The 13535-nt window shown below is 60.5% G+C and carries 16 protein-coding genes; 7 read left to right on the top strand and 9 right to left on the bottom strand.

Features of this window, described 5'->3' with window-relative positions; genetic code table 11:
• Window positions 1-221: 221 nt before the first annotated feature.
• Genes JMJ95_RS12635 through radA form a run of 3 tightly spaced genes read right to left on the bottom strand, consistent with a single transcriptional unit; the run spans window position 222 to window position 3715 of the window.
• Window positions 222-1013 (bottom strand): slipin family protein, encoded by a 792-nt coding sequence (locus JMJ95_RS12635; RefSeq protein ID WP_290685951.1) that lies wholly within the window; start codon window positions 1011-1013, stop codon window positions 222-224.
• 12 nt (window positions 1014-1025) lie between these two features.
• The gene (locus JMJ95_RS12630) at window positions 1026-2375 is read right to left on the bottom strand and encodes a nodulation protein NfeD (protein WP_290685948.1); all 1350 of its coding nucleotides are present in this window, start codon (window positions 2373-2375) and stop codon (window positions 1026-1028) included.
• Window positions 2372-3715 (bottom strand): DNA repair protein RadA, encoded by a 1344-nt coding sequence (radA, locus tag JMJ95_RS12625; RefSeq protein WP_290685945.1) that lies wholly within the window; start codon window positions 3713-3715, stop codon window positions 2372-2374. The genes JMJ95_RS12630 and radA overlap by 4 nt, the downstream gene beginning before the upstream one ends.
• 168 nt (window positions 3716-3883) lie before the next feature.
• Between radA and JMJ95_RS12620 the strand changes: the two genes are divergently transcribed.
• Genes JMJ95_RS12620 through hisIE form a run of 7 tightly spaced genes read left to right on the top strand, consistent with a single transcriptional unit; the run spans window position 3884 to window position 8986 of the window.
• Window positions 3884-5065 carry an ATP phosphoribosyltransferase regulatory subunit gene (locus JMJ95_RS12620; protein WP_290685943.1) on the top strand — a complete coding sequence of 394 codons (1182 nt, stop codon included), beginning with the start codon at window positions 3884-3886 and terminating at the stop codon, window positions 5063-5065.
• Entirely contained in the window at window positions 5065-5709 is a 645-nt protein-coding gene (gene hisG / locus JMJ95_RS12615) for an ATP phosphoribosyltransferase (RefSeq protein ID WP_290686023.1), read from the top strand. The genes JMJ95_RS12620 and hisG overlap by 1 nt, the downstream gene beginning before the upstream one ends.
• Window positions 5706-6275: an imidazoleglycerol-phosphate dehydratase gene (locus JMJ95_RS12610; protein ID WP_290685941.1), complete on the top strand. Its 570-nt coding sequence runs from the start codon at window positions 5706-5708 to the stop codon at window positions 6273-6275. The genes hisG and JMJ95_RS12610 overlap by 4 nt, the downstream gene beginning before the upstream one ends.
• Entirely contained in the window at window positions 6272-6889 is a 618-nt protein-coding gene (hisH, locus tag JMJ95_RS12605; RefSeq protein WP_290685938.1) for an imidazole glycerol phosphate synthase subunit HisH, read from the top strand. Before JMJ95_RS12610 ends, hisH begins: the two co-directional genes overlap by 4 nt.
• A complete protein-coding gene (locus JMJ95_RS12600) occupies window positions 6889-7608 on the top strand; it encodes a 1-(5-phosphoribosyl)-5-[(5-phosphoribosylamino)methylideneamino] imidazole-4-carboxamide isomerase (protein WP_290685935.1) in 720 nt (239 codons plus the stop codon). Before hisH ends, JMJ95_RS12600 begins: the two co-directional genes overlap by 1 nt.
• On the top strand, window positions 7602-8363 hold the full coding sequence (gene hisF, locus JMJ95_RS12595) for an imidazole glycerol phosphate synthase subunit HisF (protein WP_290685932.1): 762 nt from the start codon (window positions 7602-7604) through the stop codon (window positions 8361-8363). The genes JMJ95_RS12600 and hisF overlap by 7 nt, the downstream gene beginning before the upstream one ends.
• Before the next feature lie 26 nt (window positions 8364-8389).
• Window positions 8390-8986: a bifunctional phosphoribosyl-AMP cyclohydrolase/phosphoribosyl-ATP diphosphatase HisIE gene (gene hisIE / locus JMJ95_RS12590; RefSeq protein ID WP_290685929.1), complete on the top strand. Its 597-nt coding sequence runs from the start codon at window positions 8390-8392 to the stop codon at window positions 8984-8986.
• Here the strand turns inward: hisIE and JMJ95_RS12585 are convergent.
• The 6 genes from JMJ95_RS12585 to JMJ95_RS12560 are packed head-to-tail and all read right to left on the bottom strand — an operon-like array spanning window position 8956 to window position 13482.
• Window positions 8956-9741 carry a histidinol-phosphatase gene (locus JMJ95_RS12585; protein WP_290685926.1) on the bottom strand — a complete coding sequence of 262 codons (786 nt, stop codon included), beginning with the start codon at window positions 9739-9741 and terminating at the stop codon, window positions 8956-8958. The two genes, hisIE and JMJ95_RS12585, sit on opposite strands and share 31 nt — an antisense overlap.
• The gene (locus JMJ95_RS12580; RefSeq protein ID WP_290685923.1) at window positions 9738-10079 is read right to left on the bottom strand and encodes a serine kinase; all 342 of its coding nucleotides are present in this window, start codon (window positions 10077-10079) and stop codon (window positions 9738-9740) included. Before JMJ95_RS12580 ends, JMJ95_RS12585 begins: the two co-directional genes overlap by 4 nt.
• Window positions 10076-11395 (bottom strand): [Fe-Fe] hydrogenase large subunit C-terminal domain-containing protein, encoded by a 1320-nt coding sequence (locus JMJ95_RS12575; protein WP_290685920.1) that lies wholly within the window; start codon window positions 11393-11395, stop codon window positions 10076-10078. The genes JMJ95_RS12580 and JMJ95_RS12575 overlap by 4 nt, the downstream gene beginning before the upstream one ends.
• A gap of 58 nt (window positions 11396-11453) precedes the next feature.
• A complete protein-coding gene (locus tag JMJ95_RS12570) occupies window positions 11454-11888 on the bottom strand; it encodes an ATP-binding protein (protein ID WP_290685917.1) in 435 nt (144 codons plus the stop codon).
• Window positions 11889-11891: 3 nt separating this feature from the next.
• On the bottom strand, window positions 11892-12257 hold the full coding sequence (locus JMJ95_RS12565; RefSeq protein WP_290685914.1) for a DRTGG domain-containing protein: 366 nt from the start codon (window positions 12255-12257) through the stop codon (window positions 11892-11894).
• Window positions 12258-12297: 40 nt separating this feature from the next.
• Entirely contained in the window at window positions 12298-13482 is a 1185-nt protein-coding gene (locus JMJ95_RS12560) for an ABC transporter substrate-binding protein (RefSeq protein ID WP_290685911.1), read from the bottom strand.
• Between the last annotated feature and the right edge of the window lie 53 nt (window positions 13483-13535).

The following is a 13535-nucleotide window of genomic DNA, read 5'->3' as shown; positions in this document are numbered from 1 at the left end:
AGCCCTTCCTCCTTGATGAACACTGCATTTTTACCTGTAAACGCACAAACGACCAGCCACCCTGTGCAACTGGCGGAATCCGTCAGTCCGGGCGTCGGTCGTTCAGCTGTCCGTCCTTTCAGGAACGAACCGGCCTTTTCGGCATTATATACCAAACAAGGCCGTTCCGGAGGAGAAAATACCCCCGAAACGGCCTTCATCCGGAAAAGGTTCTTCCTGCCCTATGCTTCATCCTTCTTGAAAAACCTGTCCATGAAGGGCTTCACAAGGTCGAGAGGCAGAGGGAATATGGTAGTGGAATTCTTGTCCCCGCTGATCTCCCGAAGCGTCTGGAGGTACCTCAGCTGCAGTGTGATGGGGGACGCCTCCATCTGCTTCGCCGCCTCGCTGAGCTTCTGGGCGGCCTGCATTTCTCCCTCGGCGTTGATGATCTTTGCCCTCCGCTCCCGCTCTGCTTCAGCCTGCTTCGCCATGGCCCGCTTCATGCTCTCTGGCAGCTCCAGCTCCTTCACTTCCACGGCGCTGACCTTGATGCCCCAGGAATCAGTTCGTTCGTCGATGATCTTCTGAAGCTCGCTGTTGATCTTCTCCCTCGAAGAGAGAACCTCGTCGAGATCCGCCGACCCCACCACGGAACGGAGGGTTGTCTGGGAGAGGAGACTCGTGGCCAGAATGTAGTTTTCCACTTCCACCACCGAGAAAGCCGGGTCCATGACCCGGAAATACACCACGGCATTCACCTTGATGGGAACGTTGTCCTTCGTGATAACCTCCTGGACGGGAACGTCCAGAGTCACGACACGAAGGTCAACCCTTACCACCCTGTCGATGAGGGGAATGACCAGAACAATACCGGGTCCCTTGGAACCCACGAGCCTCCCGAGACGGAAGACCACCACCCGCTGGTACTCGGGCACCACCTTCACCGCCGATGCCAGGATGAACACGGCGATGATAAGGAATCCGAAGGATGTGCCTATACTGAGAATCATCTCCACTGCGTCGGTAACCATGGGTTTTCCTCCTTATTTATCTGCTGGTTTTTCCGAACTTTCCCCGGCGGGAAGGACCTTCCCGCCGTCTTCATCGATGACCAGTGTTATTCCCTGGACCGCTGCCACTTTTCCCGTTCTTCCCCTGGATATGGGAGCGCCGTCGCGGCTCCTGGCCCTCCATATCTCTCCCCGGCACTTGACAAGCCCCACGGGCGCCAGGTCCTCCACCACTTCCGCTACCGTACCGATCATCCCCTCCCTGCCGGAAGAGGTTCTCCGTTTCATGGACCGCAGGACAAGATAAAGAGCGGCGAAAAAGAACAGTCCCAGAGCGATGGACATTCCTGCGATGAAGCTCATGGACACATTCAACAGCTCACCTCCCGGAGCGCGGAAAATTATGAGCCCCCCGGTCACGAGGGCTGCAAGGCCGAAAAGACTGAGCACACCAATCCCTCCCACCATCAGGTCAAGAACCAGAACGCCGACGCCTGCGGCGAGAAGTACGATGCCGGCCCAGTTGAAAGGAAGCATCCGGAGGCCGAAGGCTCCGAGAAGGACCATGACGGCTCCCGCAGTTCCGAGGACAAAGCCTCCCGGCGATATGACCTCGAAGATGATGGCGAGCACTCCCGCGGTCAGGAGGAGATAGGCGATATCCGGACTGGAGACAAACTGGAGAATTTTCTCCCTGAGGCTCATGGAGATCTCGACCGGCTCGCCGGAAGGGGGATCGAGGCGCACCGTCCGGCTGCCCGCCGTAACCTCCCTCCCCCGAATGCCGATAAGGAGGGATTCCATGTCGGAAGCCACAAGGTCCACCACTCCGAGGGAAAGGGCCTCTTCAGCGGTTATGGAGAGGCTCTCGGTGACCATCCTCTCCGCCACGTCGGCGTTGCGCTCCTTCACCTGGGCCAGGGACCGGATATGGGCGGCGAGGTCGTTGGTGATTTTCTTTTTCATGTCCGTGTCGGGAGCGTCCTTACCCGACGCCATCACCGGCTGGGCCGCGCCCACGTTGGTGCCCGGCGCCATGGCCGCCACGTGGGCCGCCTGGAGAATGAAGGCTCCGGCCGACGCCGCTCTCGCACCGCTCGGCGATACCCACACCACCACCGGTACCTTAGATTCCAGTATTGCCGAGGTGATACTCCTCATGGAACTCACAAGGCCCCCCGGGGTGTCAAGCCGGAAGACCACTATCGACGCCTGCTCCCCGGCAGCCCTGTCCAGCACATCCCCAACAAATTTCTCCATGGAGATGCCCACCGTTCCTTCCAGGGAGGCGGCAATCACAAAAGCCGCCGACGGCACCGGAAGGAGGAAAAGTATGAATGCCGCAAGAAAGGCACCCAAGCATGTTCGAATCTTTCTGTTCATCTCATCACCGCCTTTAGGGCATCATTCAGTGTCGCCACCCTCATAATGTCTATGGGGGCTTTCATCGTCGCCTGTTCCTCTCTTGAGCTCACCACTGCCCTGGTAAAACCAAGCCGGGCCGCTTCATGGAGCCTTCCGGCAAGCCGCACCACCGGCCGGACTTCTCCTGCCAGACCCACCTCCCCGAGGAAAACGCACTTTTCAGGGAGAGGCACATCCCGTACCGCCGAAGCGAGGGCGGCACAGAGTGCAAGGTCGGCCCCCGGCTCCCGGAGAGCAAGCCCTCCCGCCACGTTCACGTAAATATCGAAAAGACCGCACCCCGTTCCGCACCGTTTTTCCAGTACGGCGGTGAAGAGCTGGATCTTGTTGAGGTCGATTCCCCTACCGGTCCTCTTCGGGTACGGAAAAGCCGTTGCGGCTGCCAGAGACTGTATTTCCGCCACAAGGGGCTGGGTTCCCTCGAGAACCACCGTCATGGCAACACCGGGAACCGACTCCTCCGCCTTGTTCCAGTACAGGCCGCTCACGTCCTTCACGGGGAACAGGCCGTTCTCCCCCATTTCGAAGACACCGAGTTCGTCGGTGCTTCCGAAACGGTTCTTGCTCGCCCGGAGCATTCTGTAGGGAGAATAGTCATCCCCCGAGAAGGTCAGCACACCGTCCACCATGTGCTCCAGCAACATGGGACCCGCGATTCTGCCCTCCTTGGTGATGTGTCCCACAAGGACTGCGGGGATGCCCCGGTCCTTGGCGGCGGCTATGCACATCTGGGCCGAGGCCCTGACCTGGCCGGGGCTGCCTGCCCATCCTTCGGCTCCGTCGGCCCTCATGGCCTGTACGCTGTCCACCACAAAAAAACGGTGGTCGTCCAGACATGAAAGGGCGGCAGACAGGTCACTGTCGCAGAAAAGATCCAGTCCGGCAGAGGCCGATTCCAGCCTGCGGGCCCTCAGGGCCACCTGGGATTCCGATTCTTCGCCGGAAACATAGAGAACCCTGTGTCCGGCCGAAGCCATCATCCCGCAGGTTTGAAGAAGAAGGGTGGATTTCCCGATCCCCGGCTTTCCCCCGAGGAGAAAAACCCCACCGGGGACCCATCCCCCGCCGAGAACCCGGTCGAACTCGTCCAGTCCCGTGGGTATCCTTTCCGGCGGAACCACCGAGGCAACGTCTACCCTTGACGCCCGGGACGAACGGACGGACGCACCGGGAACGGGAGCGTCCGGTTCCTTCTCCAGAGCGCCCCACTCCCCGCAGGAGGCGCATTTCCCCGTCCAGAGGGAGGCAACGGCACCACAGGCTGAACAGACGTATCTCCCCTTTTCTCCCTTCGCCACCGATTCTCCTCCTTCACCTCCGGGCGGCAGATGAATGATTTTTCTGCAGCTTTACACCCGGTGGATATAATGATACCATCCTTGAGACCAACATCTCAACACTCTAACATATCATCTTAATAAAGCGAGGAAGAATTTATGAACACAATCCGACCCGGGAGCCGAATCATGATGAACAGGCTGCCAAGAGGTTGCGTCAATGTTGGGGGGGAGCTCGCTTCCGCCATGGAGGAGTGCCGGAGGATTTTCATCGCCTTCTTCGAAAGCTGGGGTTACTCGCCCTTTCTTCCGTCCGGTCTCCAGCTCCTTGAATCGGCATGGGACAAGCTGCCCTCCCAGGTCAGGTCACGGCTCGTCGCCCTGACCACGCCCTATGGCGAGCCGTGCTGCCTGAGGGGAGACATCACCCTGGCCGCCGTCGCGTACCTGGCGTCCCATTACGCCCCGGAAGAACGCCCCCTGCGCATCTGTTACAGCGACAGAGTGTACATGAAGTCCGCCCCTCCGAGGACGTCCATCGAATCCTTCCAGATCGGGGCGGAACTCCTCGGGTGGGAAGGGGAAGGGGCCGACGCCGAGATGCTCTCCTTGCTCCTTCGGGTTCTCGACGCCCTCGGGCTTGAACGGACGACCATTGCCCTCGGCGACTCGACATTTCTGCAAAGGGCCCTTGCGTCGGCGGAATCCTCCGCTGCTGAGAGCCTCGCCGACGCTCTCAGGAGAGGAAGTCTTCCCGACTATTTCGCCGTCCTCGAGAAAGGGAACATTCCCGATTTTTACCGGACGATCCTCTCGGCCATCCCCCGCCTCCGGGGCGACATCTCCGTCCTTGCCGAGGCGGAGAAGCTTTGGGGCAGGGGAGCCCCCCTTTCGGCCCTCAAGACAACGGCAGCGACCCTGGAAAGCCAGGGCTACGGGAACAGGATCTCCATCGACCTTTCCTTGGCAAGGGATCCGGGCTACTACAGCGGTCCCCTTTTCGAAGTCTATTCATGGGAGTCCGGCAGGTCTCTCGGAGGCGGGGGACGGTACGACAGGCTTCTTTCTTCCTGCGGTCTCATGGGGCAGGCCATGGGGTTCGCCCTCGACCTTGAACAGGCGGCAGGTCTCTCACGATTTCGCGCCCGGAGGTCGCAGGTGATGGCCTGGGCTGGGGGTCTTTCTCCGGATGAAGCCCTCCGGAGGGCGGCAGATCTTTCCTCGGACGGCACCTGTATAGAAATGAACTGGAACGTCGACAGAAACACGTCTCTCCAGGCAGCGGAAAAGCGGGGATGCCGCTCATGGGTCGATCTTGCCTCGGGGACAGCCTACACTCTCCCCCCTGACGGGAAGGGGGGTGCATCGTGATGCTCACCATAGCCCTTCCCACGGGCCGGGTATTTACGGATGCCGCGGAGATGATCTCCCTGGCGGGGCTGCCTTGCGACGGACTCGCTTCCCCTGGAAGAAAACTCGTCATAGAAGCGGGCGATTTCCGGTATATACTTGCCAAACCCTCCGACGTTCCCCTGTACGTGAGCTATGGGACGGCGGACCTGGCCTTTGTCGGCGGCGACGTCCTTCTCGAAAGTGCCATGCCCGTGGTGGAACTGCTGGACACGGGGGCAGGCAGATGCTCCGTAGTGGTGGCAGGCCCGAGGAGCCAGGCGGAACGCTTCCGGGGACACGCTTCGGAACTCATGGGGCTGAAGGTTGCCACTAAATACCCCCGCATCGCCGACGGGCACTTCTCCGCCAGGGGAGCCCAAGTGGACATCATCCACCTCCACGGCTCCATCGAGCTGGCCCCAAAACTCGGCCTGAGCGACTGCATCCTTGATATCGTCCAGACGGGAAGCACCCTCAGGGCCAACAGTCTTGAAGTCCTGGAGCACGTATGCGACGTCTCCCTCAGGCTTGTGGCAAGCAGGAAAAGCACCGCGCTGCGGTGGAAGGAAGTCCGGTCGGTAATGAACAAAATATCTTCCCTCGTGAAGGAGAAACGGTCATGACAGTAAAACTGGAGCGAAAAACGAAAGAAACGGCGATTTCCCTTGAACTTCTTCCGGAGGGAGGAGAGATCAGTGTGTCGGTCACCTGCGGCTTTCTCCGCCACATGGTGGAGCTGTTCGCTTTCCATGCCGGCATGGGGCTGGTGGTGGAGGCGGTCGGGGACGAAGAAGTGGACTGGCACCACCTCACTGAGGACCTGGGCATCGTCCTGGGACGGGCCTTCGGCACGGCGGCGGCTGAAAAACCGAGAAAGCGGTACGGATGGTGCGCCCTTCCCATGGATGGTTCCCTCGTGCTGGCCGCGGCGGACCTGGGCGGCAGGGGGCAGTTTGAATGGAAGGGCGTTTTCCCGGCGGAAAAGTGCGGCGACTTTGACCTGGAGCTCATCCCGGAATTCTGGAAGGCCTTCTGCAGGGAGGGCAAAATCACGCTCCACGCCCAGGCCCTCGCCTGCGACAACGCCCACCATCTCGCCGAAGCCCTCTTCAAGGGGACGGGACGGGCCATGAGAGATGCGTTCCTCCCCGCGGAGAACCTTCAGAGCACCAAGGGGACTTTTGTATGATCGCCATCGTCGACTACCAGGTGGGCAATACGGGCAATGTCCGCCGGGCTTTCAACTCCCTCGGGGAGGAAGCCCTGCTTCTTTCCTCCCCGGCGGAGCTCACGCCGGAATTCTCCCTGGCCGTCCTCCCGGGAGTGGGGGCCTTCGGCCCTGCTTCGGCAAGACTCAGGGCATCAGGCTGGGCGGACCGCCTTATTGCATGGGCTGCGGAAGGGAATCCTCTTCTCGGCATCTGCCTCGGCATGCAGCTCCTCTGCGAACGGGGTCTCGAGGACGGGGATCATCCCGGCCTCGGCCTCATACCGGGAGAAATTCGCCTCCTGGAAGCAGAGAAAATCCCCCACATGGGATGGAACTCGGTGGAATGGACGGGGAAGCCCCCCGAATTCACCCCTGCGGTCCCCTCGGGAGAATATTTTTACTTCGTTCACAGCTACGCTCTGTTCGACCCAGCCTTTGCCGCAGGGCAGACATCTGTGGGAGGTACCGTCTTCACCTCCATGGTTCTCAGGGGACGGATCGCCGGTTTTCAGTTCCATCCGGAGCGGAGCGGCCGGGTAGGCCTGGACCATCTTTCCCTGGTTTCCGCCCACATACGGAAGAAGGTGCCTTGATGGAGATTTTCCCGGCCATGGATCTTTTCGGGGGGGAAATTGTCCGACTCCGGCAAGGACGATTCGATGAACGGACGGTGTTCGGCTCCGATATCGCGGGAACGGCCCGCTCCTTCCTGGAAGCAGGAGCTGATTGGATCCACGTCATCGACCTCGAGGGGGCGAAAAAAGGCTTCCCCTGCCATCTTTCCGCCATCGAAACGCTACAGGCCGCAGGGCTCAGGATCCAGTACGGCGGAGGCCTCCGGACGGAGGAACACCTTGAAGCAGCTTTTTCGGCAGGGGCCGAAAGAGTCTACTCCGGCAGCCTGTTCGCCTCTGACCCAGCCGGGGGAGAAACTCTTTTCCGGAGGTTCGGGAAGAGTGTCATCCCCGCAGTGGACATCCGGAACGGCCGGGTTGCCGTCTCCGGCTGGCAGGAAACGGCCGCCCTCTCTCCGGAACGGCTCGTGGAACGGATCGCCGCTTCGGGATTTACCCTATTCCTCGTCACCGCCGTTCATCGGGACGGAACGGGGACGGGACCGGACAGGGAGATGTACCGAAGCCTGAGGAGCTCCTTTCCCGATCTTTCCTTTATCGCCGCCGGCGGCATATCGTCCCTGGAGGACATCCGCACCCTGGCCCGGGACGGAATGTCCGGCGCCGTCCTCGGCAGGGCTCTGTACGAGGGGGCGGTGCGGCTCGAGGACGCCCTGAAGGAGGCTTCGGAATGCTGACGAAAAGAATCATCCCCTGCCTGGACGTCAAGGACGGAAGGGTGGTCAAGGGAGTAAACTTTGTGAACCTCAGGGACGCCGGGGATCCGGCCAGGATGGCCGCCGCATACATGGAGGAGGGAGCCGATGAACTGGTATTCCTCGACATCACAGCCTCGGCGGAGCGAAGGCGGACCATGACCGCCTGGGTATCGTCGGTTGCCGATGCCCTGTTTATCCCCTTTACCGTAGGAGGCGGAATTTCGTCGGTGGAACAGGCCAGGGATATTATCACCCTCGGGGCGGACAAAATCTCGCTGAACTCCGCCGCGGTCCGGAATCCTTCCCTCATCGAGGAATGTGCCGCTCTGCTCGGAAAGCAGGCTGTGGTGCTGGCGGTGGACGCCGGGCGGTGCGGAACGGGGAAATGGGAAGTTTTCATCGACGGAGGAAGAACCCCTACCGGGCAGGACGCCCTGGAGTGGATCGTAGAAGGTGTCCGGAGGGGATGCGGAGAGATTCTGCTGACCTCCATGGACAGGGACGGGGTGAAAAGGGGTTACGACGACGAACTCAACGCCATGGTCTCGGGAAAGGTTCCTGTCCCTCTCATCGCCTCAGGCGGCGCCGGGTCCATGGAGCATATACTGAACACATTCCGGGCAGGAAGCGACGCCGCCCTGGCGGCCTCCGTCTTCCACTTCGGGGAGATACGCATCCCCGATCTGAAACGCTATCTCGCGGAACGGGGCATTCCCGTCCGCCCGCCGAGGTGATGAATATGGTATTTTCATTGGAGGATGTGAAATTTGACGGAGACGGACTGGTTCCCGTCATCGTGCAGGATGTCCTTTCCGGAGAGGTGCTCATGATGGCCTGGGCGAACAGGGAAGCGCTTGAAGCCGCTCTTTCCTCCGGCATGATGACCTTCTGGAGCCGGTCCCGCAGGGAGATCTGGAAAAAGGGCGAAACAAGCGGAAACACCCTCGCCCTCCAGGAACTCAGGCTGGACTGCGACGGTGATGCCCTTCTCGCCCTTGCGGAACCGGCCGGCCCCGCATGTCACACGGGAGAACGGACGTGCTTCCACAGGCTTCTCACCCCCCCCTGCGAAGGACGGGGAACTTTTCCCGGCGTCCTTTGGAGATACCTGGAAAAACGACGTTTTGACGACCCCGCCGAAAGCTACACCGCTCGGCTCCTGTCAAAGGGGCTGCGGAGAGTGGCGCAGAAGGTCGGGGAGGAAGGGGTTGAAACCGCTCTTGCCGTGGCGGCCGGAGACAGGAAGGAAACGGTATGCGAGGCGGCGGACCTTCTCTATCACCTCGAGGCGGCCCTGCTCGCTTCCGGAGTGAGCCCCAGAGAAGTCTACGCCGAGCTGGAGCGGCGCCACCGGTAACCGTCGCCCCAGGGGCAGACCACCGAGCGTCCTTCCCGGCCGCCGAGGGCGAGCTCAACCTCGCTGAAGCATGGGGATTCCAGCATCATGGCGGTGCACCTGTCCCGGGAGATGGTGGAAAGCCTGTGGGAATCGGAAGAGCGGATGAAGATACGATGGGGGTACCGTTCTCTCCAACGGGCAAATTCACTGTGGGAAACTGCGGGGGAAAGTTCCAGGGCGTGGCAGGGAAAATCGTCGGGTACAGGGCCGAGAACCGCCTCGTAGGAAAAGGACGGCCGGTCAAGGTGGGCGAGGATAACCAGCCCTCCCCTGCTCCGGGCCTCTTCAGCCGTCTCGTCGGCGGAATACCCTGCACCTTGGACAAGCAGAATTTTCTGCTCTCCGGTGATGCCGTTGTCCTTGTCGATGATCAGCTGGTCTCCGAAAATTTCCGGACGGTTCGCCACCGGCGGCATTTTCTTCCAGAGCCACTTCTGAAAATTCCCGGCCTCAGAAAGGCCGGGGAAAATCACGAGTACATGAATATCCTCCGCAGTCTGCACTTCCATCCCGGGAAGAACGACAGGGTTGCCTCCGGCGGCCTCGGCGACTGCCTCCACGTTGTCCGAGGCATTGTGGTCGGTCACGGCGCAGAGGGCGATGCCCGCCTTCCTGTAGGCTTCCACGATCTCCGGAGCCCCCATTTCCAGTTCGCCGCAGGGAGAAAGGACTGTATGAAGATGAAGGTCCACCCAGAAGGGGGCCGGGCTCATGTCAGCCTTTTCGGGCCGGCCTCCCAGAGCCGCCCTGCAGCCTCGAAGGCTGACATATCCGTGCCTGCGAGGGTGATGCCTTCGGCAAGGCACCGGTCGACGAGATCCTTCTCCGGTTTTCTCCCGGACGCTATGAGGACAAAGGGCACTTCCTTGAGAACGGCCACCGCCGCCACGTTCAGATGCACCTGGATAGTGATCCAGAGCCATCCTTCCCTGGCCTCCGCCATGATGAAGCTCAGAAGGTCTCCTATAATGACGCCTCCTATCTCCCTGGCCGGGTCGCCGGGGGAATAGACCGTGAGGCCGAGGAGTTCCGTAATGCCGGAAATCTTCATGTCCCCTGCCTCTTTTTTCCCGAGGGATGAAGGGTGTGGGGCAGCTTGGACGAAAGAGCCCGTATCTCACCGCTCAGGGCGGTGATGCGCTCTCTCAGTTTGAAGATGCAGTCCGTCTCGTCTCCCTGCCCGCGGACGATGTCCTCCGCAAGGGCACGGCAGGAGGGACGGCCGCAGGATCCGCAGTCTATGTGGGGCAACCCTGCGTAAATGGCGTCCATCTCCCGGAGCTTGGCCATGGCTTCCCCCAGGTCCTGGGAGAGGGGCAGCCGCTCCTTCACCTGGATAGGATTGTCCAGGCGCCATATCCCCTTGTCGTAGCAGGTCCGTATTTCTTCCATCTCCTCGTGGGAGGGCAGCCACTCCGTCTCGATATTGTCGAGGCGAAGCTGGGAGAGGAACCGGGATTCGTAGGTTCCCGTTCCGCCGATGCATCCGAGATCGCAGGCCCTGCACTCGATGAAGTCCACTCCCCCGAACCGGCCGAGTTCCAGCTCGTTGAGCAGGTCCATGGTATTTCTCAGGCCGGAGACGGCCACTGAGGTGAGCCCCTTGTCCGAGAAGGACGAAATATGCCTCGACTCGCCCCCGGAAATGGACCAGAGAAGCCACCGTCTGCTGATAGCCTTCGTCTTCGTGCCCGTTACCTTGACGTTACAGGCGAGAAGGTCGCGGATGACCTTTTGTACGCTTACCACGTACTCCAGAGAGCTCTTCTCTCTGCCCACGGGGCACCGGACGAGGGTTGCCTTGGCGGGACAGGGAGCGACGAGGGTCACTTTTTCCTTGCCTCCCGTGGCATTCCTCCAGATGGTAACCGCCGTCTCCAGGGGCGATTCCACTGGCAGGATTCTTCCCACGAGCTCCGGGAAGTTGATCTGGATGAGCCTGATGACGGCAGGGCAGTAGGTGGAGATATACGGACGGTTTTCCCCTCCCTCACGGATGACGCCCGCCGCCGCGTAGGCAGCAAGGTCAAAGGCTATCGATGCATACTCCGCAATGTCCCTGAGCCCGTGATGTTCCAGGGCCTCCTTCATGAGCCTTGGGCGGGAATAGGCGCCCACCTGGACATAAAAGGTGGGATCTGCCATGAGGACCAGCCCATCCCTGGACTTGAGAAGATCCCATTCATCCTCGTTCAAGGTGATGGCTTTGTCCCTGCAGCTTCGTATGCACTCTCCGCAATCGATACACAGATCGGGGATTATGCGTATCAGTCCGTCAATCACCCGGATAGCTTCGGTGGGACACGATTTTATGCAGTTGGCGCACCCTCGGCACCGGGCTTCACGAACCCTAATTCCTCCGGACACCTTCACCACTCCTTCATGTCATTCCGCTGCAGCCTGCCGCTCCGGGCGAAGAAAAAGATCACTGTCCCGGAAAGTCTATTCTCGCTGTGAGGACCGTCCCGGTTCCCACTTCCGTTTCGATGTTCATCCTGTCGGAATTCCGCTCGATGTTCGGCAGTCCCATTCCCGCACCGAACCCAAGCTCCCGAATCTCGTCGGAGGCGGTGGAATACCCTTCCTGCATGGCCAGAGCGACGTCGGGAATGCCCGGCCCCTGATCGGCGGCCATGATCTCCAGGTGATCCGACGCCACTGTCATGCGGAGAGTTCCCCCTCCCCCATGGATCATGGCGTTCATCTCCGCCTCATAGGCCACTACCGCCGCCCTTCGGACAACTTCCGAGGGAATCCCGAGCATCTTGAGGGTCGCCCGGAATTTCGTGGAGGCTTCGCCGATAGAGGTAAAATCCCCCGCCTGGATAGTATACTCCTCGACGTACGGCTCCTGCCCCACGCTCTACACCCCTCTGTCAGGTATGTGACAGGGCAGAATTCCTTTCGCGAAGAGAATGCCGCACGTCTCGAACATGCTCATCTGGCACAGAAGCAGCGGCATCTTGATCTGGGAGGCAAGCTTCACCGCCGCCTCCTGGGGCTTCTTCCCGCGGACGAAGACCACAGCAGGGAGGTCGAGCATCTGGGCTGTCCTGACAATCTGGATGTTCGTCAGCCCGGTGAGGAGAAGGGATCCCGGACGGGCAAAGGCCAGCACGTCGCTCATAAGGTCGGCGCCGTAGGCGCACTCGATGTCGATGGTGTCGAGCAGTTCCTCTCCGTAGAGCACTTCCGCCCGTATACTCTGTGCCACGTCCCTCAATTTCATGTTGTCATCCTCCTCAATGGTTGAAAACAGCGACTTTTCATCATGGCAGATATTCCGGGCCTTTGACCTGGAAAAAATCCACCGGCCTGAAGGTCCGGTTCTCCACCTCAAGAATGGCGGTTTCCCTGGCAAAGGGACGGTGGGTTGCAGGGTTGACTGAAAAGGTTGAAGAACCGAGAGCTGTGTCCGAAACTGCTCTCATGGCGTTCGCAAGGGGCCCGGGATCCTTTGATCCGGCCCTGCGGAACCCCTCGAAGATCCACTCGCACGCCGCATAGGCCCTGCCGGCGGCGCTCGCATCCTTGACAACCGTCCTGGTGCGTCTCCATATTTCCCGGCCGAGGGTGACGAAAGACCGGTCGCGCCCAAGGGGAACGTCCTGGTCGGCAACGACGATGCCGTTAAATGAAAGGAGAAGCCGCAACGGTTCCCCTCCGTACCAGATCCGAAAGACTCCTTCTTTCCTCCTCACAGCCCTCCAGATATCCCGGACGACCATGGATCCTGCCCATGACACAAGAACGGACGCACCTTCCGATATGGCCTCGGCTTCGATCATCCTGAAGGAGTCCATCCCGGCGCCAGGCAGCCAGAAGCGGCTGACGGAATATCCGAAAGAAGACAGCATGTCGCCGAGGTTCCGGGCAAAACGTTCCAAAGATGGGTCCAAACGGTCTCCGAGGATCGCCACCCCTGATCCCGGGCCGAGAGTCCTCTTTGCATATTCCGCAAAAGCCGCGATCCGGAAGTCTCTGTAGAGATCCAGGGCAAACATCATGGGAAGGGGAACTCCTCCTTCGGTGATGTCGCCTCCCTCTCCGTAAGCCGAAAGAAAAACGGGACCGGACTTGCCGAGAAGGGGGCGAAGGAGAGAGATATCCTCGGTACCTCCCAAGGAAAGCACGGCGGCAATTCCGTTTTCTCTCCAGCGGGCTACGCGCTCCTCCGCGTCATCCCGGGAAAGGGGTTCCTCCTTCAGAAAACGTATGTCCCTGCCGGCCACGCCGTCCGCACTGTCTTTCACTTTCCACTCGGCATAGCGAACGGCCCCGAGAGCTGACTTTCCCCTCTCGCTTTCCCATCCGTCCGAAGGCGGCAGCACAGCCACCTGCCAGATCCATCCGTCCTCCAGGCCTATGGCAAGATCCCCCGCATGAACCGGGCGGGGGAAAAGAAAAAACGGCAGGAGCAGGAGAAGGAGCAGAAAATTTTTTAACTGCATCATGCAGACCGGAGCTCGGGAGGATTACCTTTTGTAGCCGATGACCGAACGGAGAA

Source organism: Aminivibrio sp., from assembly GCF_016756745.1.
Lineage (GTDB): Bacteria > Synergistota > Synergistia > Synergistales > Aminobacteriaceae > Aminivibrio.
Note: the sequence above shows the minus strand (reverse complement) of the source record. Positions and strands in the feature narration are given on the sequence as shown.

Coding starts and splice junctions, on each gene's coding strand:
- JMJ95_RS12635 (WP_290685951.1), bottom strand. CDS start 1,013: ATGGTTACCGACGCAGTGGAGATGATTCTCAGTATAGGCACATCCTTC.
- JMJ95_RS12630 (WP_290685948.1), bottom strand. CDS start 2,375: ATGAACAGAAAGATTCGAACATGCTTGGGTGCCTTTCTTGCGGCATTC.
- JMJ95_RS12620 (WP_290685943.1), top strand. CDS start 3,884: ATGATGAACAGGCTGCCAAGAGGTTGCGTCAATGTTGGGGGGGAGCTC.
- hisG (WP_290686023.1), top strand. CDS start 5,065: ATGCTCACCATAGCCCTTCCCACGGGCCGGGTATTTACGGATGCCGCG.
- JMJ95_RS12610 (WP_290685941.1), top strand. CDS start 5,706: ATGACAGTAAAACTGGAGCGAAAAACGAAAGAAACGGCGATTTCCCTT.
- hisH (WP_290685938.1), top strand. CDS start 6,272: ATGATCGCCATCGTCGACTACCAGGTGGGCAATACGGGCAATGTCCGC.
- JMJ95_RS12600 (WP_290685935.1), top strand. CDS start 6,889: ATGGAGATTTTCCCGGCCATGGATCTTTTCGGGGGGGAAATTGTCCGA.
- hisF (WP_290685932.1), top strand. CDS start 7,602: ATGCTGACGAAAAGAATCATCCCCTGCCTGGACGTCAAGGACGGAAGG.
- JMJ95_RS12585 (WP_290685926.1), bottom strand. CDS start 9,741: ATGAGCCCGGCCCCCTTCTGGGTGGACCTTCATCTTCATACAGTCCTT.
- JMJ95_RS12580 (WP_290685923.1), bottom strand. CDS start 10,079: ATGAAGATTTCCGGCATTACGGAACTCCTCGGCCTCACGGTCTATTCC.
- JMJ95_RS12565 (WP_290685914.1), bottom strand. CDS start 12,257: ATGAAATTGAGGGACGTGGCACAGAGTATACGGGCGGAAGTGCTCTAC.
- JMJ95_RS12560 (WP_290685911.1), bottom strand. CDS start 13,482: ATGATGCAGTTAAAAAATTTTCTGCTCCTTCTCCTGCTCCTGCCGTTT.